The following is an 18,403-nucleotide window of genomic DNA, read 5'->3' as shown; positions in this document are numbered from 1 at the left end:
CGAGCAACGAGCCGACCTCCACCAGGGACTACTCGAACTCGCCTGCAGCGTCATCTGCCTTCGACGGCTCCGCAAGTCATTCTGAAATGATCACTAAGGCATTGCAGAGCAATGCCTGACGCGCGCGTATGACTTGACGGCCATCTGCACGGGTGCAGTCTGTCGTCACCGTTCCGTCACAAGTAGTCGCCGCACGGAACCCTGCCGCTCTCCCGCCCTGTCTGCACTCACGTACCACGACCACGCGTACCGCGGGGCAACAACCGACGACCGAAACCCGCGGACGAGACGACTCAGGGGGACGACAGCATGCGTCACAGCAACGGCATTCGCAGGGCGGCTCTGGCGACGACGGCGGTCACGGCCGTCGCGGCGGCGGTGACCGGTATCCTGCCCGGCACCGCCATGGCGGCGAGCACCACCACCTCCACCCCGGCGCCCACCTGCCCGGCCTCCGCCCTCCAGGTCAGCGCCTGGCAGGCCGTCCACCGGCCCGTCGGGACCGGGACCGGGGCGGCGGTCGTGCAGTTCACCAACGCCTCCCGGAGGACGTGCGTCCTGAAGGGCCATCCGACGGTCGCGGGCGCCGGCAACGGCTCCCCCGCCCACAACACCCCGCTCAAGGTCACCCCCACCGGCAGGGCGGCCACCGTGACGGTCCGGCCGCACGGCAAGGCGTGGGTGAAGCTGACCTTCGTCCAGGTCCAGGGGGAGGCCGACGGCTACTGCGTGTCGGGCAAGGACCCGGTGACGTATCCGACGATGGTCATCGGGCTGCCGCACTCCGGGAAGCACCAGGTCGCCCTGAACGACGGGGTGTGGGCCGAGTGCGACAACAAGGTGACCGTCACCCCGGTCTCGGCGGTCAAGCCTTCCTGACCCCCCGTCCCCACAAATCGAGCAGCCTGCCTGACGATCGCAAGGCTCTGACCTACCCGTTTACGAGGAACTGCACATAAGTGCAGGTCAGCGACTCAGCGCACCTTCGGCGCGCTGAGTCGCTGACCTGTGGTGATCCGTAGGCGCGTGCACCTCGGCTGGGCGGGAGCCCGACCAGCCGTGAAGCACCCTCAACTGTGTTGTTGTGCGCCTGTGTACGCAGTGGTTGATGTCAGGCGTTGATGTCGGGGCGCAGCCCCATCGCCGCTGCTCAAGACGCCGCCGGTCCTCGCTTCAGCAGGCGATCCGAGAGGTGGCTGATCGCCCGGGACGTCGCGCGGATCGTGGAGACCCCCACCGTGACCCGCACGGAGGTGCGTCCGCTGGACGCCGCGGAAGCTCGCCTCATGCTCAAGACCGCCCGCTCCCACCGCCTCTACGCCCTGTGGCTGCTGCTCGTGTCGACGGGCCTGCGGCGGGGCGAAGCGCTCGCCCTTACCTGGGCGGATGTTGATCTCACGAACGGTCAGCTCCGCGTCCGCCGGAACGTCCAGCGCATCCGGCGTGAGCTGATCTTCGGCAGCCCCAAGACCATGCGCTCGATCCGAACGGTGTCCCTCCCGCAGCACTGCGTACGGGCACTCGCACAGCACCGAGCCCAGCAGGATCGGGAGCGCAAGGTCGGGGGGAAGAAGTGGCAGCCGACACCGGGACAGCCGGACGGGCTGATCTTCACCACGGCGACCGGTCGCGTCACGGACCCGCGCAGCCTGAACCGGATGCTCACCATCCTGTGTCGCGACGCCGGCGTACGACGGGTGCGGGTGCACGACCTCCGGCACACGTGCGCGTCGCTGCTGCTTTCACAGGGTGTGGACGCTCGCACGATCATGGAGACGCTCGGGCACGGCACGATCACGATGACGCTGGACACGTACGCGCACGTGATGAGCACGACGCTCAAGGCCGCCGCCGACCGGATGGACGATGCCCTCGGACTGGATGAGTCAGAAGAGGAGATGGGCGGCGAGCAGGAGCCGCACACCGAGGAGTGATCGGCGCTCCGGGCTGCGTTGATGTCAGCCGTTGATGTCAAAGGCCCCTCAGGATGAACCTGAAGGGCCTTTGATCTGCGTGCACTCGGCAGGATTCGAACCTGCAACCTTCTGATCCGTAGTCAGATGCTCTATCCGTTAAGCTACGAGTGCTTGTCTTTAGTTTTTGCCTTCGTTCCCGGCCCTTTCGGCCCGTCCCGGCGACAGGAAGAACATTACATGACTGCCGCCGTCATGTGAAATCCGATTCGCACACCCCTTGTGACCTGCGGAAACGCGGATCTGCGGGAGGAGTGGAGCCAAGGGCGGGGAACGCCGAAGCCCCGGTCCTGGGGACCGGGGCTTCGGGATCGGTGCGGAGGCGGAGGGATTTGAACCCTCGATGGGCTTTAAGGCCCAAACCGCATTAGCAGTGCGGCGCCATAGACCGGACTAGGCGACGCCTCCAGCACAACCGCTCACACGAGCGCGCGAGTGGTGCGTGCAGATGATGACACAGTCGAGCACCGCGTCACCAATCGCCCCCCACGGTACTAGGCAGTCGGGCCGCAGGGCAAAGGGCTTCCTTCGGCGAGGCGCGAGGTGGGAGGCGCGGCGGGACCAGGACGGGGTGCGGCGGGGCGGGGGCGGTGCGCAACGTCCGGGGGGTCCGGGCGTTGGGCAGGGCATGGATTCCCTCCTTCAGCGCCGCCCCGGGCTTCGCCGCGGTGCCGCGCGGGCCGTGATCACGCCCGCCCTCGTCGCCGTCTCGGCGCTCTCGTCCCTGGCCGGTCTCACCGCCGTACCCGCCGCCGCCGCGCCCGCCGTGCCGCCGCCCGTGCGACCCGAGGACCGGGCCGGTGATCACCTGACCGTGGTCGTGCGGCACGCCGGCCACGGGCGGGACGGGACGTTCGAGCTGTTCTGTCACCCGGACGGCGGCAGCCACCCGGACCCCGCCGAAGCCTGCCGGGCCCTGGACGAGCACACCGTCTGGGGCCGGGACACCTTCGCTCCGGTGCCGCCCGGCACCACCTGCACCATGGTCCACGGCGGCCCGGCCACCGCCCACGTCACCGGCGTCTGGGCCGGCCGTCCGGTCGACGCCACCTACGACCGCAGGGACGGGTGCGAGATCGGCCGGTGGGACCGGATGGTGCCGCTGCTGCCGGGAATGGGGACACCGGCCGCGTAGGCGGACGGCCGGGCGGCCGGTCGGTCACGTGGGAGCCGGTCGCATCCGTGGCCGGGCGGTGGTGGGCCGTGGCGTGAAGGGCCCCCTCGGCGAGAACGACGTTCCCGTAAAGGTCCCGCGAAAGTCTGGCGGAGTCGGGGCACCCGATCACGCGTTCGCCGTCACTTACTCGTGGGACCTCCCTCTCATCCGGCGTCGCGAGCGCAACCGGTGCCCTTAGACTCCCTCGCGTGACACGTCGCGGGCCGGTTGGCAAGATGGCCCGAGCGGTCGGCAAGGTGCGGTAACAGGGAGGAAGGCGTCTCGTGAGCAGCAGGCCATCCCGAGGCGCTGCTCGCCTCGCAGCCATACTCGACGCGCTGCCGGACGCGTTGGTCCTGGTCAACGCCAACGGAACCGTCGTCAACGCCAACACCATCGCGCTGGAGGCCTTCGAGGCTCCGGGCACGGCACTCGTCGGGCGCGGGCTGCTCGATCTGCTGCCGCAGTTCGACTCCAAGCTCATCCCCGGGTCCATGCGGCTCCCCGATCACATGGACCCGCGCGGGCGGACCAAGCCGACGCGGATGGTCGCGCGGCGGACCGACGGGACGGAGTTCCCGGTCGAGGTCACGAGCGCGAACCTGGAGAACGGGCAGCAGGCGTACGACGGTTACGGGTACACCGGCGACGAGCTGCTGATGCTCGTCGTACGGGACCTGTCCGGAACGGTCGACACCGAGGCGGAGCTGGCGCGGTCGCAACGGCAGACCGAGATGATCCTGCGGGCGGCAGCGGAAGGTGTCGTGGGCACCGACACCGACGGGCGGATCGTGCTCGTCAATCCGGCCGCCGCCCAGATACTGGGTTACCGGGCCGGTGAGCTGGGCGGCAAGGAGCTGCACACCCTGGTGCTGCACTCGCGCGCCGACGGTTCGCCCTTCCCGTACGAGGAGTCGCCGCTCGCCGACACCCTGCGCTCCGGGCGCAAGCACAGGGTGCGCGGGCAGGTGCTGTGGTCCAAGGGCGACGAACAGGTGTCCGTCGACCTCACCACCGCGCCGGTGCGGGACGGGGACCAGCTCGTCGGTGCCGTGATGACCTTCACCGACCGGCGCCCGTACGAATCCCTGGCGGAGGAGAAGGCCGCGCTGGAGAAGGCGCACGCGGAGGAGCTGGAGAAGCTCTCCGAGGAGCACGCCTCCGACCTGACCGCGCTGCGCCAGGAGCACGTCACCGAGATCGAGGAGCTGCGCGAGAAGCACGCGGAGGAGCTGGCGGCCGGCGAGGAGCGGTACGCCGCGCTCGCCGAACGCGAGAACGACCGCCACGAGGCCCTCGCCGGGCGGCACGAGCAGCTGCTGACCCTGCTCGGGCAGTCGTTGCGCGGGCCGCTGGACGAGCTGCGGCGCGAGCTGGCCGCCCTGGCCGCCGACGACGCGGGCCAGCTGTGGCCCGAGGCCAACCAGGTGCTGCACCATCTCTCGGCGGGCTACTCCCGGATCACCACGCTCATCGACAACGTCCTCGGCTACCAGCGGCTGGACGCCGGCAGCGAGGAGGTCACCCGGACGAAGGTGATGCTCGACGCCGTCGTCGCCGCCGGTGTGGACGGGGCGGTGGAGCTGGTCGGTCCCGGGCGGCTGCAGTTCGCCGTGCACGCGCCGCCCATCGAGGCGGAGGTCGATCCGCAGCGCCTCGCCACCGCTCTCGCACACCTGGTGGCGGACGTCGCCGGTGTCGACGCCACCGGCAACGCGCCCGTCTCGGCGGGCGGTTACATGGACAACACCGTCGTGGTCGCCGCCGCGCAGCGCGGCGAGGTCGCGCGGATCGAGGTGCGCGGTCCGTACGCCGGGGGAGACCCGGTGCACGAGCCGATCGTGCGCGGGATCGTGCGCGCCCACGGCGGGGTGCTGCAGACGCACGAGGTGCCGGGCATGAGCGGCAGCGCATACGTGCTCGAGGTGCCGCTCGGGGGCGGGGCCGGGGCGGTCGCCGCACAGCTTCCGGACGGCAGCCACGTCCCGGACGGCGCAGCGGCCCCCGAAGCCGGGGATGCGGGCGGTGCGCCGGCCGCCGACGACACCTCCGGACGGCGGCGGGCCCGGCGCGGGTCCACGGACGCCTTCCTGGAGGGCGACGTGCCCGGCGTGGGCGAGGCCGGTGACGCGGACACCGCGCCGACCGGACGCCGCCGTAGGCGTGCCGCCGCGGCCGCCGAGGAGAGCGGAGCCGTGGTGGCCGAGGGCGCGGAGGCCGCGTCCAACGGGACCGGGCGGCGCCGTGGACGCCCCGCGGAACCGGGTTCCGGTGACGGCGACGGTGTGGCCGAGGGTGCCGTCGTGACAGCGGCCGAGCATGCCGCGGGCGCTGCCGCCTCCAACACGGGACTCGGCGGCACCGTGCCGCCACAGGGCGTGCCCGCGCCCACGGGCCGACGCGCCCGCCGTGACTCGGGCGCCCCGCAGGCCGCCCTGCCGCCCGCGCTGCCCGCGGCCGGCGCCGGGCAGCCGGTGCCGCAGGCCGCTGCTTCCGCCGCTTCCGTCGCCGAGGGCGCTGCGGCAGAGGATGCTCAGCCAACCGGGCGGCGCCGCCGTGCGCTGGCCGCCGCCGCGGAACGTGCCGCCGCGCAGGAGGCCGGCGGCGCCCGTACGGTCTTCGCCCTGCCGCCGGCCGAGGCCGACCGCTCTCCGGAGTCCGCGGATGCGGCGGCAGGGGCCGAGCCGGGTGCCGGTGCCGTGCCGGGGGCCGGTGCGGGCGTACCCGTCGGTCCCGGTGCCGTGCCGGGGGCCGGTGCGGGCGTACCCGTCGGTCCCGGTGCCGTGACCGGGCCGGTCCCGGTTCCCGCGTCCCCGCCCGGGCAGGTGCAGGCGCCCGCCCCGTTGCCGGTGGCCCACGAGGGCGCACCCGGTGACGACGGCCGGCACGACGCCGTACCGCTCGACCAGAGCGCGGACCACACCCCGCCGCAGCCGCATCCCACCGCCGCCCCGACCGGCCGGCGCCGTCGGGCCGTGGCCCAGCCGGCGCAGGCCCCGCAGGCGGTGGCGCCGGGAACCGCATCCGCGGTCGCCCCGGGTGCCGCTCAGCCCGTACCGGCGTCGCCGACCCCGGCCCAGCAGCCTCCCGGACAGGCCGGACCCGGTCAGCCGGTTCTCCCTCAGGGAGTCGGCCCGCAGGGGACCTCTCCTCAGGGGACTCCCCTTCAGCCGGCCTCCCCCCAGGCGGCCCCGGCGGCAGCCGCTCCCGGCCGGGCACCTCAGGCCCCGGCGGCCCCGGCCACGCCGACTCCCGCCCACGGCACCACCGCCCAAGGCACTCCCGCCCACGGCGTTCCGGCGCAGGGTACGGCCGGACAGGGCATCCCCGTGCAGGGCGGCCCGGCGCCGGCTCAGGGGCAGGTGCCCGCTCAGGCCCAGGGGGGTCCCGGTGCCGCGCCCGGCCGGCAGGCGGCCGTGCCCGCGCAGGGCACCGCCGGACAGCCCGTACCCCCGGCCCCCGGCCAGGCGCAGTCCGCGACTCCGCCCGCCGGTACTCCGGTGGCGCCCGCCGCCCAGCCGCTGCCCGCCGAGGCCGGAGCCGCCGTTCCGCAGCAGTGGCCCGGCACGGATGGCACGTCCGGGGCCGGCACGCGTGTGCCGCAGGCGCCCGGCGCGCCGCAGCGGGCCGCGCAGCCCCTTCCCGCCGAGGCCGCCGGAGCGGCGGCCGACCCGAACTCCACGCAGGGCCGGGCGATCAGCGTGCGGACGCTGGGACAGGGTGTGCCGTTCGCCCGGCAGGCCGCGCAGGTGCAGCAGGTGACGGCGACGCCGCCCCCGCACGCGCCGGGCGGTTCCGGCCGCCGGCGCAAGCTCGGCACGCCCCCGGACCCCGCCGCACGCCCCGAACCACAGGCCCCGTCGCAGACGCAGGCCCCGTCGCAGAAGCAGCCGCAGGCCGAGCAGGCGGCCCGGCCGCATCCGCCGGCCGAGGCGGCGCCCGCGCAGCCGGTTCCGCAGCCGTCGCTCCCCGGGCAGTCCCGGCTCGCCCCGGGCACCGAGGGCGCCGGACGGTCGTACGCCATAGGCGCCCCGGACGCGAACGCGGCCGAGGGGCCCGAGCCGCTGGACGGCCCCGGTGGGGCGGTGGAGATCGCGGACACTCCGCGATTGCAGCCGCTCGACGACGAGCTGCCCCCGGAGCCGCTGGACAACCCTCGTCGGCTGCTGGTGTGGCCCGCTCCGGACGTGACGACCCAGCAGGCGCTGAGCGACCGGGGCTACCGGCCGGTCATCGTGCACTCCCGTGAGGAGGTCGACGCGCAGATCGCGGCGTTCCCCGCCGCGCTGTTCGTGGACCCGCTGACCGGGCCGATCACGCGGACGGCCCTGCAGTCGCTGCGCCAGGCCGCCGTCGCCGCCGAGGTGCCGGTGCTGGTCACGGCGGGGCTGGGGCAGGCGACGCGCGAGGCGGCGTACGGCGCCGACCCCGCCGTACTGCTGAAGGCACTAGCTCCCCGGGACAGCGAGCAGCATCCGCCGCGGGTGCTGCTCATCGAGGAGCACGCGGAGATCGCGCTGGCGCTGACCTCGACGCTGGAGCGGCGCGGGATGCAGGTGGCACGGGCCGCGAGCGAGAACGACGCGGTGACGCTGGCAGGGCAGTTCCGGCCGAACCTGGTGGTGATGGACCTGATGCAGGTGCACCGCCGACAGGCCGGGATCGTGGACTGGCTGCGCGCGAACGGGCAGCTCAACCGCACCCCGATCGTCGTCTACACCGCCGCCGTCGACCCGGCCGACCTGCCCCGGCTGGCCTCGGGCGAGACGGTGCTGTTCCTCGCGGAGCGGTCCACAAGCAACGAGGTGCAGGCACGGATCGTGGACCTGCTGGCGCGGGTCGGCACCAACTGACCGCCCGGCCGGCGGATCGGCACCGTCCGGCGCTCAGCGTGCGGTGAGCCTGCGGGCCGCCTCCTTGATGGAGGCCCGCAGGCGCTCGCGGTCGGTGTCGTCGGTACCCGTGAGGATGCGTCGCATCTGCGGCACGACCACCATCCAGTTGGTCAGCGCGGTCAGCAGGATGAGCAGGTCACCGGGCGGGAAGGCGTCCGTGATGACGCCACGGGCCTGCCCGTCCGCGAGCGCGGTGACCTTGCGGGCGTAGTGCTCCTGGCGCTGCGGCTCGTCGGGCAGCTCGGCGCTGCCGTACTCGATGCCCTCCCAGAAGAGCAGGCGCAGCAGCTCGGGGTGGGTGGCGTGGTAGTCGAGGAGGCGGTCGACGTAGCCGTCGATGTCGTCGGGGTCGACGGGCACGGCGGCGGCCAGGTCGACCATGCACCTGCCGAGGACCTGCGTGAACAGCTCCGCCTTGTTGCCGAAGTAGGCGTAGATCAGCTGCTTGTTGGCCTTGGCCTCGGCGGCGATGCGGTCGATGCGTGCGCCCGCGATGCCGTGCCGGGCGAACTCGGCGACCGCCGCGTCGAAGATGCGGGCCTTGGTGGCCTCGGGGTCCCTCACTGCTGCCATGGGAACAGGGTAGGACTGCGGCAGACAGGTAACCAACTATTTGGTTGACGGGGAAGCGGGCCGGGTGCACGCTGTTGGCAGCTACCAACCAACCAGTTAGTTGTGAGAGTCCGCTCGAAGGAGTGCTCCCGCTCATGCCGTCAGCGACCAGTACCCGCCCCCTCCGCACCAGCACCCGCCCCGGCCGTCGGGGCCGAACCCCCGCCCCGGACCGGGCCCCCGCATCCGGCCGGCTGTTCCTGCTGCTGATCGCCGTCTGCACCGCCGTCACGGCCGCCAACATCTACCTCGCGGCCCCGCTGCTCCCCCTGATCGCCCACGACTTCGGCACCGTCCCGTCGGCCGTGACCTGGATCGCCTCGGTCGCACAGTTCGGCTACGCGGCCGGGCTGCTCTTCTTCGCCCCGCTCGGCGACCGAGTCGACAGGCGCCCGCTCGTCGCCGGCCTCTCCGTGGCCACCACGCTCGCCCTGGCACTCGCGGCCATGGCACCGGGCACCGCCGCCCTGGCGGTCGCCGTGTTCGCCGCCTCCGCCGCGACCGTCGTACCGCAGCTGCTGGTACCGCTGGTCGCCGAGCGCGCCCCCGCCGGCCGCCGGGCCCGGCATGTCGCGGCCGTCATCGCCGGGCTGTTCACCGGCATCGTCGCGGCCCGGGTCGCCGGCGGCCTGGCCGGACAGGCCTTCGGCTGGCGCTGGGTGTTCGGCGGGTCCGCCGTCCTGACCCTCGCCCTGGGTCTCGCCACCGCCCTGGCCCTGCCCTCGGAACGGCGCGCGCGGCAGGGGTCGCTGTTCGCGGGCATCGCCGAGCTGCCGGGGCTGCTGCGCCGCTCGCCCGAGCTGCGGCGGGCGTGCCTGCGGCAGGCCGGGATGTTCGGCGCCTGGAGCGCGCTGTGGACCTCCCTCGCGCTCCTGCTGACCGGCCCGTCCTACGGCCTGTCGACCGCGACCGCCGGTCTCTTCGGCCTCTTCGGCCTGACCGCCACCGCGGTGGCACCGGTGGCGGGTGGCCTGGTGGACCGGTTCGGCGCCGCGCGGGTCGTGGGCGCCGCGTATCTGCTGGCGGCCATATCTGTGCCGCTGTTCTGGCTCGGCGGACACGTCCTGGTGGCGCTGTTCGCCGCGGCGATCGCCGTCCACGCGGCCCTGGTCGCCTCCCACGTCGCCAACCAGACCCTGGCCCTGACCACCACCTCCACCCCGGCCACCGCCAACACCGCCTACGTCGTCTCCGGCTTCGCCGGCGGCGCCCTCGCCTCGGCCGCCGCGGGCCCCGCCTTCGGCCACTGGGGCTGGTCCGGGGTGTGCGCGGTGGCGGGTGTGTGGCTGGTGCTGGGGTGGGTGTCGGCGGCCGTCCCGGCGGGGCGGCGGTGAGGCCCCGGACCCGACCGGTCGGATCCGGGAGGTTCACGGGAGTGCGCCGGGCAGGAGGATCCGCCCGGCGCACCCGGCGGCTCACAACTCGGTGACGTCCAGCCGGCCGTCCGCGTACTGCCTGCGCAGCACCTTCTTGTCGAACTTGCCCACGCTCGTCTTCGGCACCGCCTCGACGATCGTCCACCGCTCGGGCAGCTGCCACCTGGCGATACGGCCCTCCTCGGCGAGGAAGGCGCGCAGGGTCGCGAAGTCGGCGGTGGCGCCGGCCTTCAGGACGACCGTGGCCAGCGGGCGCTCGCCCCACTTCTCGTCGGGCACGGCCACCACGGCGGCCTCGGCGACGTCCGGGTGGGACATCAGGGCGTTCTCCAGCTCGACCGAGGAGATCCACTCGCCGCCGGACTTGATGACGTCCTTGGCCCGGTCGGTGAGGGTGAGGAAGCCGTCGGGGGAGATGGTGCCGACGTCCCCCGTCTTCAGCCAGCCGTCCTCGCTGAACTTGTCGGCGGGACGCAGCGGTTCGGCGTCGGGGCCGTTGTAGTAGGAGCCCGCGATCCACGAACCGCGCACCTCCAGCTCGCCGGCCGACTCGCCGTCCCAGGGCAGGCGTTCGCCGCCGGGGCCGGTGAGGCGGGCCTCGACACCGGCCGGGAAACGGCCCTGGGTGAGGCGGTAGGCGAACTCCTCCTCGGTGCCCACCGCGTGGGCCGGCGGGCGGGCCACCGTGCCGAGCGGGGAGGTCTCGGTCATGCCCCAGGCGTGACAGACCCGCATCCCCAGCTTGTCGAAGGCCTCCATGAGGGACGGCGGACAGGCGGAGCCGCCGATGGTGACCTGGGTGAGAGACGTCACGTCACGAGGACGGGCCGTCAGCTCGGCGAGCAGGCCCTGCCAGATGGTCGGGACGGCCGCCGCATGGGTCGGCCGCTCGCCCTCGATCATCTCCGCGAGCGGCGCGGGTTGCAGAAAGCGGTCCGGCATCAGCATGTTGACGCCGGTCATGAAGGTGGCGTGCGGCAGGCCCCAGGCGTTGACATGGAACTGGGGGACGACGACCAGCGAGGTGTCCTGGTCGGTCAGACCCATCGACTCGGTCATGTTGACCTGCATGGAGTGCAGGTAGATCGAACGGTGGCTGTACACCACGCCCTTGGGGTCGCCCGTGGTCCCGGAGGTGTAGCACATGGCGGCGGCCTGGCGTTCGTCCAGCTCCGGCCAGTCGAACGTCGTCGGCCGGCCGGCGATCAGCTGCTCGTACTCGTGCACCCGCGCGGTCGCGCCCGCCAGCGGGGCCCGGTCACCGGGGCCCGAGACGACGATGTGCTCCACCGTCGGCAGCTGGGACAGCAGCGGCGCGAACAGCGGGATCAGAGAACCGTTGACGATGACGACCCTGTCGGCCGCGTGGTTGACGATCCACACCAACTGCTCGGCGGGCAGCCGCAGATTGAGCGTGTGCAGCACCGCGCCCATGGACGGGATGGCGAAGTACGCCTCCACGTGGTCCGCGTTGTTCCACATGAGGGTCGCGACCCGCGCGTCCCCGGTCACCCCCAGCTCGTCCCGCAGGGCGTGCGCCAACTGGGCGGCGCGGGCGCCCACCTCGGCGAAGCTGCGTCGCTGCGGCTCGGCCTCGCCGGTCCAGGTGGTCACCTGCGACGAGCCGTGGACCGCCGATCCATGAGTCAGGATTCTCGAGATCAACAGCGGTACGTCCTGCATGGTGCTCAGCACGACAGTCCTCCCGGGCGACATTGCCTACGCGGTGGTAGAGGTTCCGCTGATTCTGCGCACATACCGCGCGGTATGTCACTAGGGGGAGGCCAATTCGTCCCGCCCGGAATCCGGCCGCTAGCGCACCAGGACCAGCTCCGGGTCCTCGCGCAGCTTGCCGAGCGCACGCGACACCGCCGACTTCACGGTGCCCACCGAGACTCCCAGCACCTCGGCGGTCTGGGCCTCGCTGAGGTCCTCGTAATACCGCAGGACGACCATCGCCCGCTGCCGCGCCGGCAGCTTCATGATCGCCCGCCACATGGCGTCGTGCAGCGCCTGCCGCTCCGCCGGGTCGTCGCCTTCGGGCACGGGCTCCGGCTCGGGCAGCTCGTCGCAGCTGAACTCGTCCACTCTGCGCTTGCGCCACTGCGAGGTACGGGTGTTCACCAGGGCCCGGCGCACATAGCCGTCGAGCGCCCGCTGGTCCTCGATCCGCTCCCAGGCCACATAGGTCTTGGCGAGCGCCGTCTGCAGCAGGTCCTCGGCATCGCTGGGGTTCGCGGTCAGCGAGCGCGCGGTACGCAGCAGCACCGGCTGGCGGGCCCTGACGTACGACGCGAACGACGGGTACTTGGTCTGCCGCGCTGGTGCGGCGGCGGCCGAGGCGCTGGTGCAGACGGGTGTGGTCATGGCTCCCACGCTAGGAGCGGGCACCCGGCCCGCGGATCGCCCGCAGGTCCCGAAGACGAGTCCCCCTCAGGTTGTAGGGGTGGGGCCGGCTCCACCTCCTGAAGGTGGACTGCGGAACGACTCCGTCTGCGGGTCGACCCTGAGACACGGGGGAGCCCCTGCGGGGTGGGGCTGCGTGCCGAGCATCTCCCGATCCCGGTGACGAGGGGTGCGGGCTTCGGCACGCGTCTCCGGGGGGGCCGCCCGAGGCCTGCGTCCGTCCCCGAGACCGACCCAACACCGGACACCCGCCCCCGAGACCAGCCCGACACCGGACACCCGCCCCCGAGGCCGACCCCGGACCGGACACCCGCCCCACCGGGATCGACCCCAGGCCGGACATCCGCCCCTCAGGTCGGTCCGAGAGCACCCGCCCCTGGGACTTGGGCCGGCCGAGTCCCCGGTTCCGGTTGCCCTGTTCTCAGCCGTCCGCCGTCAGGATCAGGCCCGAGGTCGGGACCCCGGTGCCGGCCGTCACCAGGGTTCGGGACGCGCCCGGTATCTGGTTCGCCGCCGTGCCCCGCAGTTGGCGCACCGCCTCCGCCGTGCCGTTCATTCCGTGGAGGTACGCCTCCCCCAGCTGCCCCCCATGGGTGTTGAGCGGCAGCCTCTCCTCGGCCACGAAGTCCGCCGCCTCCCCCTTCCCGCAGAACCCGAATTCCTCCAACTGCATCAGCACGAACGGGGTGAAGTGGTCGTAGAGGATCCCCACGTCCATGTCGGCCGGGCCGAGCCCGGAGGTGCGCCACAACTGGCGTGCCACCACGCCCATTTCCGGCAGGCCGGACAGGTCGCCCCGGTAGAAGCTGGTCATCTGCTCCTGGCCCCGGCCGGCCCCCTGGGCGGCCGCCGCGATCACCGCCGGCGGGTGCGGCAGGTCCCGGGCCCGCTCGAGCGAGGTGACGACGATCGCCTGCCCGCCGTCCGTCTCCTGGCAGCAGTCCAGCAGTCTGAGCGGCTCCACGATCCAGCGGGACGCGGCGTGGTCGGCGAGGGTGATCGGACGGCCGTGGAAGTAGGCCGCCGGGTTGGTCGCCGCATACCTGCGGTCCACCACGGCCACCTGCCCGAACGCCTCCGGGGTCAGCCCGTACGCGTGCAGGTACCGCTGGGCCGCCATCGCCACCCAGGAGGCCGGGGTGAGCAGTCCGAACGGCAGCACCCAGCCGAGCGCCACGCCCTCCGCCGACGGCTCCCGGTGCTGCACGCCCGCCCCGAATCTGCGGCCCGACCGCTCGTTGAAGGCGCGATAACAGACCACCACCTCCGCCATGCCCGTGGCCACCGCGAGCGCCGCCTGCAGGACGGTCGCGCAGGCCGCTCCGCCGCCGTAGTGGACCCGGGAGAAGAAGGACAGCTCACCCATCCCGCAGGCCTGGGCCACCGTGATCTCCGGGTTGGTGTCCATCGTGAACGTCACCATCCCGTCCACGTCCGCCGGTCTCAGTCCCGCGTCGTCCAGCGCGGCCCGCACCGCCTCCACCGCCAGCCGCAGCTCACTGCGGCCGGAGTCCTTGGAGAACTCGGTGGCACCGATCCCGGCGATCGCCGCCCGTCCGCCGAGGCCGTCGGCCGAGCGCAGGCTCATGACACGGCCTCCTCGGCGGGGGCCGCTACCGGGTCCGCGGGCTCGGCCCGTGCCGGGAGGGTGACCGTCACCGTGCCGGTCACGTGGTGGCCCAGGCTGTTGGCGCCGGTCACCCGGACCGTCGCCGTGTCGCCGTCGACCTGCTCGACCCTGCCGGTCAGCACCATCGTGTCCCCCGGGTGGTTGGGCACCCCCAGTCTGATGGCGACCTTCCGCAGCACCGCCCCCGGACCCAAGCGGTCCGTGATGTACCTGCCGACCAGGCCGTTCGTCGTCAGGATGTTCATGAAGACGTCCGGCGAGCCCTTCTGCCGGGCCAGCTCCGCGTCATGGTGCACGTCCTGGTAGTCCCGGGAGGCGATGGCCCCGGCCACGATCAGTGTGCGGGTGATGGGGATCTCCAGCGGGGGCAGTTCCACGCCCGCCGCCGGCGCCCCCCTCGATGTCGTCGTCATGCCTCACTCCTCACGCGCGACCAACTCCCCCAACTCCTGCAGCGCTTCGGCCCCGCAGCCCAGATAGGCGTCCAGCTGCCGGCCCCACAGGAAGTGCCGGTGCACCGGATGGTCCAGGTCGGCTCCCGCGCCTCCGTGCAGATGCTGGCCGGTGTGCACCACCCGCTGCCCCGCCTCGGACGCCCACCAGGCCGCCGTCAGCGCATGCGTGGCGTACGGCAGCCCCGCGTCCCGCCGCCAGGCCGCCTCGTACGCCGTCACCCGTATCGCCTCGATGTCCATATGAGCCTCTGCGGCCCGGAGTTGGACGGCCTGCCGGGTGTCGAGCGGACGCCCGAACTGCTCCCGGGCGCCGACATGCGCCACGGCCCGCGCCAGCGACCCCGCGCACACCCCGGCCTGCAGCCCGGCGAAGGCGGTGCGGGCGGTGGCGAGGACGTCGGCGTAGGCCTCCGGGCCGCCCAGGGGCTCCGCCGGTGCCCGGTCCAGGGTGAGCCGGGCCGCGGACCAGGGAGCCGTCAGCTCCACCGGGACGACCCCGGTGCCCTCGCCGAGCGGGACCAGCCACAGCCGACGGCCGGAGTCGGCGACCAGCACATGCGTGGCGTCCCGCAGCCAGGGGACGACGGGAACGGTGCCGGTCAACACGGCCGGCCCGGGGGCCCGCGCACCGCCCGGCGCCGGAAACGCCCCGGCGACCACTGAGCCGCCCTCCACAGCCGGCGCCGAGGCCCGTACACCGCCCTGCGCCGGGAACGCCCCGGCGACCACCGCCGAGCCGTCCTCGATGGCCGGGAGCAGCCGGGCCCGCTGCTCGGCGCTGCCGTGGGCGGTGATCGCCAGCAGGCCGTAGGCACAGCTCGCCGCACAGGGCACCTGGGCCGTCGTACGCCCCTGTTCCTCCAGGAGCAGCACCAGGCCGAGCAGGCCCAGGTCGGCCACCGCGCCGATCAGGCCCGCCGCGCACAGCGCCTTCCACAGCTCGGGGTCGCTGCCGGTGCCGGCCGCCTTCAGCCGCTCGTGGGTGGAGAGGTCGCCGAAGATCCGCGCGGCCAGGTCCCGGGCCTCGGCCTGCGCCTCTGTGGGCGTGAAGTCCATGTCAGCCCTCTCCCTCGACGACCCGGAAGACCGGCAGGACCAGCGCGCCCTCCTCGTCCTCACAGGTCCGGAACTCCACCCGGACCGGCAGGCCGATGCGGACCTTGTCGTACGGCACCCCCACCACGGTGCCCACCATCCGTACCCCCTCGGCCAGCTCGACCAGGCCCACCGCGTAGGGAGGGTCGAAGGCCGGGAACGGCGGGTGGTGCATCACCACGTACGAATGGACGCTGCCCTCGCCGCTCGCCTCGACGGTGTCCCAGTCCAGGCCGCCGCAGGCGTTGCAGCCCGGCAGCCACGGGTGGCGCAGGGTGCCGCAGTCCGTGCAGCGCTGGATGAGGAGGGCGTGCTCGGCCACGCCCTGCCAGAAGCCGGCGTTGTCCCTGTTGACCACCGGACGGGGGCGCCGGGGGCGCCGGGCCGGGGGACTCGAGCGGGCCGGGGCGTACTTGAGGATGCGGAAGCGGTGGGTGCCCGCCATCTCGCCGTCCACCCGTACGTCCATGCGGGTCGTGACGAAGTACCCCGTGCCGAGCCTCGTGGTCTTGCGGTCGGAGACAGACTCGATCACCGCGTCGAAGGTGATCCCGTCGCCCGGCCGCAGGGGCCGTAGGTACTCCTGCTCGCAGTCGGTGGCGACCACCGCCGTGCAGCCCGACTCGTCCAGGAGGCCGAGCAGTTCGTCGTAGGCACCCGTGCGGCCCTCGTGGCCGGAGAGGCCGCCCATCGTCCAGACCTGGAGCATCGTGGGCGGGGCGACGGCGTCCGGGCCCGCGTAGGCCGGGTCGGTGTCGCCCATCGCCTCGCACCAGTGCCGGATCATCGGCGCGTTCACCGGGTCCTTGCCCACCCCGCCGACGGCGGCCGGCCGGCCCTCGTACTCCTTGAGCCGTGCCGTCAGCGCGTCCCGCTCCCCCGATACCTCGCTCACCGCCGCCCCCTCGTCATCCCGAGCCGCGTCTGCGCGACGATCTCCCGCTGCACCTCGCTCACCCCGCCCCCGAACGTGTTGATCTGTGCCGCCCTGTTCAGCCGCTCCAGCTCGCCGTCCCCGAACACGCCCGGCGACCCGGAACGGACCAGCCCCGCCAGCCCGTCCGTCCCGAGCACGTGCTGACATATCCGGTACACCGCGACCGCCGATTCGGTTCCCGCGAACTTCACACCGCTCGCGTCGCCGGGGCCGAGCCCGCCCGACCCCACATCCGCGACCAGACGCCAGTTGAGCAGGCGGGTCGCCGCCAGCCGGGCATGCGCCTCGGCCAGCCGCTCCCGCACCCACGGCTCGTCGATCCTGCGCCGGCCGGTCACCCGATCAGGGGTACGGGCGGCGGTGAGCACGGCTGCGAGGAACTCCTCGGCCTGCATGCCGATGGCCGCGAGTGCGACCCGCTCGTGGTTGAGCTGGCCGGTGATGAGCCGCCAGCCCCCGTTCTCCGCGCCGACCAGGTTCCCGGCGGGTACGCGGACGCCGTCGTAGTAGGTGGCCGTCGTCGTCTGGCCGCCCACGGTCTCGATCGGGGTCCAGGAGAACCCCGGCGCGTCGGTCGGGACGAGGAGGACGGAGATGCCCCGGTGCCGGGGGGCGTCAGGGTCGGTGCGGCAGGCGAGCCAGATCCAGTCGGCGTGCTGGGCGCCGGAGGTGAAGACCTTCTGCCCGTCGATCCGCCAGCCGTCGCCGTCCCGTACGGCGCGGGTGCGCAGCGAGGCGAGGTCGGTGCCGGCGGAGGGCTCGGTGTAGCCGATCGCGAAGACCAGGTCACCGCTGAGGATGCGGGGCAGGAAGTGGGCCTTCTGCCGTTCGCTGCCGTACCTCATGAGGGTGGGGCCGACCGTGTTGAGCGTGACCATGGAGATCGGGGCGCCGGCCCGGTACGCCTCGTCGAAGAACACGAACTGCTCGTCGGCGCCCCGCCCCCGGCCGCCGTACTCGACCGGCCAGCCGAGTCCCAGCCAGCCGTCCGCGCCGATGCGGCGGAGCAGGGCGCGCGGGTCGGCGGTGTCCCGGTGCTCGGCGGTCACCGCCTGGAAGTAGGCGCGGAGCCGGGTGCGCAGGTGCTGTTGCCGCTCGGTCGGGGCGAGGTGCACGGCGGGCCTCCCGGCTTCGGACGCCCTGGACGGGCGGGTGCCCGACAGGAACGTGGACGCTCTGGAGCTGACACGATTTCTGACTGTCCGTCAGATACTCGAGGGTGTCAAGGTGTCCCCGCACACGTCTGCGCGGCGGCACCGAAGTACCGCCGCGCGGACGCGTTACGACCCCGAAGCACACCCCGCGAGACCCCTCACCACGAGGGACCTCGCGCCGGGCTCACCAGAGGCGGGTGAAGTGGACGGCGACGTTCTCGTTGCCCTGCTGGATGGCCGTGAACGCGGACCCGTTGACCTGCGCCGTGTTGCTCTGGTTCGAGGCGCCGGAGCCGACCGCGTTCTGGTTCGTGGTGGACGAGTTGCCGCTGTTCTCGAGGCCCACCCCACTGCCTACGACGGACGCCACGCCCGCGTTCGATCCGTCACCCGCGATGGCGCCGTTGTCCGCCGAGGCGATGCCGGTGAAGAGGGCGGCTGCGAGCGGGAGAGCGGAGACGGCGGCGAGAACGCGGGCGGTACGGATGCTTGCCATGTGTTCCTCCAGAACCATGCACTCTGCGGCCCGAAGGCCGGTAGTACGTGAACTACGGCGGGCGCCAAGGCAGTTGGCCGACCACCTCGACTGTCGTGAACGACGTCGCGCAACCAGAGTTGCCCACCGAATCCCCGGCGAACCATCCCGGAAGCCGCGATTCGCACGCAAGCGTGAGGACAAGTCGATAAACCCGTTTCGCCATTTTTAGTGCCATC

At 73.1% G+C, this 18,403-nt stretch carries 14 protein-coding genes and 2 tRNA genes; 5 read left to right on the top strand and 11 right to left on the bottom strand.

The features are described 5' to 3' along the window. The first annotated feature begins 309 nt into the window (after positions 1 to 309). Together ACIHEJ_RS29135 and ACIHEJ_RS29130 are read left to right on the top strand one after the other, a co-directional pair. Positions 310 to 879, top strand: coding sequence for a DUF4232 domain-containing protein (locus ACIHEJ_RS29135; RefSeq protein ID WP_400139945.1), 570 nt, complete (start codon positions 310 to 312; stop codon positions 877 to 879). Between the two features lie 359 nt (positions 880 to 1,238). Next, a complete protein-coding gene (locus tag ACIHEJ_RS29130; RefSeq protein WP_400139943.1) occupies positions 1,239 to 1,934 on the top strand; it encodes a site-specific integrase in 696 nt (231 codons plus the stop codon). An 80-nt stretch (positions 1,935 to 2,014) separates the two neighbouring features. Here ACIHEJ_RS29130 and ACIHEJ_RS29125 read toward each other — a convergent pair. Further along, a tRNA-Arg gene (locus ACIHEJ_RS29125) sits at positions 2,015 to 2,087 on the bottom strand. 203 nt (positions 2,088 to 2,290) lie between these two features. Further along, positions 2,291 to 2,381, bottom strand: a tRNA-Ser gene (locus ACIHEJ_RS29120). 220 nt (positions 2,382 to 2,601) lie between these two features. On the opposite strand from ACIHEJ_RS29120, the gene ACIHEJ_RS29115 reads away from it, so the two are divergent. Both ACIHEJ_RS29115 and ACIHEJ_RS29110 read left to right on the top strand, forming a co-directional pair. Then, on the top strand, positions 2,602 to 3,108 hold the full coding sequence (locus ACIHEJ_RS29115) for an SSI family serine proteinase inhibitor (RefSeq protein ID WP_400139941.1): 507 nt from the start codon (positions 2,602 to 2,604) through the stop codon (positions 3,106 to 3,108). A gap of 305 nt (positions 3,109 to 3,413) precedes the next feature. After that, positions 3,414 to 7,982, top strand: coding sequence for a PAS domain-containing protein (locus ACIHEJ_RS29110; RefSeq protein WP_400139939.1), 4,569 nt, complete (start codon positions 3,414 to 3,416; stop codon positions 7,980 to 7,982). A gap of 33 nt (positions 7,983 to 8,015) precedes the next feature. Here ACIHEJ_RS29110 and ACIHEJ_RS29105 read toward each other — a convergent pair whose 3' ends face one another. Continuing rightward, positions 8,016 to 8,597, bottom strand: coding sequence for a TetR family transcriptional regulator (locus tag ACIHEJ_RS29105; protein ID WP_400139937.1), 582 nt, complete (start codon positions 8,595 to 8,597; stop codon positions 8,016 to 8,018). A gap of 134 nt (positions 8,598 to 8,731) precedes the next feature. On the opposite strand from ACIHEJ_RS29105, the gene ACIHEJ_RS29100 reads away from it, so the two are divergent. Continuing rightward, a complete protein-coding gene (locus ACIHEJ_RS29100; RefSeq protein WP_400139935.1) occupies positions 8,732 to 9,970 on the top strand; it encodes an MFS transporter in 1,239 nt (412 codons plus the stop codon). Between the two features lie 81 nt (positions 9,971 to 10,051). On the opposite strand, the gene ACIHEJ_RS29095 is transcribed toward ACIHEJ_RS29100, so the two are convergent. From ACIHEJ_RS29095 to ACIHEJ_RS29060, 8 genes are all read right to left on the bottom strand, one after another. After that, positions 10,052 to 11,707, bottom strand: coding sequence for a long-chain fatty acid--CoA ligase (locus ACIHEJ_RS29095; protein WP_400139933.1), 1,656 nt, complete (start codon positions 11,705 to 11,707; stop codon positions 10,052 to 10,054). Between the two features lie 117 nt (positions 11,708 to 11,824). After that, complete coding sequence (locus ACIHEJ_RS29090; protein WP_400139931.1) at positions 11,825 to 12,379, bottom strand: SigE family RNA polymerase sigma factor; 555 nt, start codon at positions 12,377 to 12,379, stop codon at positions 11,825 to 11,827. Positions 12,380 to 12,839: 460 nt separating this feature from the next. Next, the gene (locus tag ACIHEJ_RS29085; protein ID WP_400139929.1) at positions 12,840 to 14,006 is read right to left on the bottom strand and encodes a lipid-transfer protein; all 1,167 of its coding nucleotides are present in this window, start codon (positions 14,004 to 14,006) and stop codon (positions 12,840 to 12,842) included. Beyond that, positions 14,003 to 14,461: a MaoC family dehydratase gene (locus ACIHEJ_RS29080; RefSeq protein ID WP_400139928.1), complete on the bottom strand. Its 459-nt coding sequence runs from the start codon at positions 14,459 to 14,461 to the stop codon at positions 14,003 to 14,005. The genes ACIHEJ_RS29085 and ACIHEJ_RS29080 overlap by 4 nt, the downstream gene beginning before the upstream one ends. Positions 14,462 to 14,464: 3 nt before the next feature. After that, a complete protein-coding gene (locus ACIHEJ_RS29075; protein ID WP_400139926.1) occupies positions 14,465 to 15,559 on the bottom strand; it encodes an acyl-CoA dehydrogenase family protein in 1,095 nt (364 codons plus the stop codon). A 1-nt stretch (position 15,560) separates the two neighbouring features. Then, positions 15,561 to 16,493 carry a bifunctional MaoC family dehydratase N-terminal/OB-fold nucleic acid binding domain-containing protein gene (locus ACIHEJ_RS29070; protein ID WP_400139924.1) on the bottom strand — a complete coding sequence of 311 codons (933 nt, stop codon included), beginning with the start codon at positions 16,491 to 16,493 and terminating at the stop codon, positions 15,561 to 15,563. After that, entirely contained in the window at positions 16,490 to 17,650 is a 1,161-nt protein-coding gene (locus ACIHEJ_RS29065; RefSeq protein WP_400139922.1) for an acyl-CoA dehydrogenase family protein, read from the bottom strand. The genes ACIHEJ_RS29070 and ACIHEJ_RS29065 overlap by 4 nt, the downstream gene beginning before the upstream one ends. A 223-nt stretch (positions 17,651 to 17,873) precedes the next feature. Then, entirely contained in the window at positions 17,874 to 18,185 is a 312-nt protein-coding gene (locus ACIHEJ_RS29060) for a hypothetical protein (protein ID WP_400139920.1), read from the bottom strand. Positions 18,186 to 18,403: the final 218 nt, after the last annotated feature.

This window comes from Streptomyces sp. NPDC052301 (assembly GCF_044593395.1).
Classification (GTDB): Bacteria; Actinomycetota; Actinomycetes; order Streptomycetales; family Streptomycetaceae; genus Streptomyces.
This window is presented reverse-complemented; position numbering and strand designations above follow the sequence as displayed.

Excerpts from the sequence above, each read along its gene's own strand:
- ACIHEJ_RS29100 (WP_400139935.1), top strand. The coding sequence starts at position 8,732 with ATGCCGTCAGCGACCAGTACCCGCCCCCTCCGCACCAGCACCCGCCCC.
- ACIHEJ_RS29135 (WP_400139945.1), top strand. The coding sequence starts at position 310 with ATGCGTCACAGCAACGGCATTCGCAGGGCGGCTCTGGCGACGACGGCG.
- ACIHEJ_RS29060 (WP_400139920.1), bottom strand. The coding sequence starts at position 18,185 with ATGGCAAGCATCCGTACCGCCCGCGTTCTCGCCGCCGTCTCCGCTCTC.
- ACIHEJ_RS29115 (WP_400139941.1), top strand. The coding sequence starts at position 2,602 with ATGGATTCCCTCCTTCAGCGCCGCCCCGGGCTTCGCCGCGGTGCCGCG.
- ACIHEJ_RS29085 (WP_400139929.1), bottom strand. The coding sequence starts at position 14,006 with ATGAGCCTGCGCTCGGCCGACGGCCTCGGCGGACGGGCGGCGATCGCC.
- ACIHEJ_RS29090 (WP_400139931.1), bottom strand. The coding sequence starts at position 12,379 with ATGACCACACCCGTCTGCACCAGCGCCTCGGCCGCCGCCGCACCAGCG.
- ACIHEJ_RS29075 (WP_400139926.1), bottom strand. The coding sequence starts at position 15,559 with ATGGACTTCACGCCCACAGAGGCGCAGGCCGAGGCCCGGGACCTGGCC.
- ACIHEJ_RS29105 (WP_400139937.1), bottom strand. The coding sequence starts at position 8,597 with ATGGCAGCAGTGAGGGACCCCGAGGCCACCAAGGCCCGCATCTTCGAC.
- ACIHEJ_RS29080 (WP_400139928.1), bottom strand. The coding sequence starts at position 14,461 with ATGACGACGACATCGAGGGGGGCGCCGGCGGCGGGCGTGGAACTGCCC.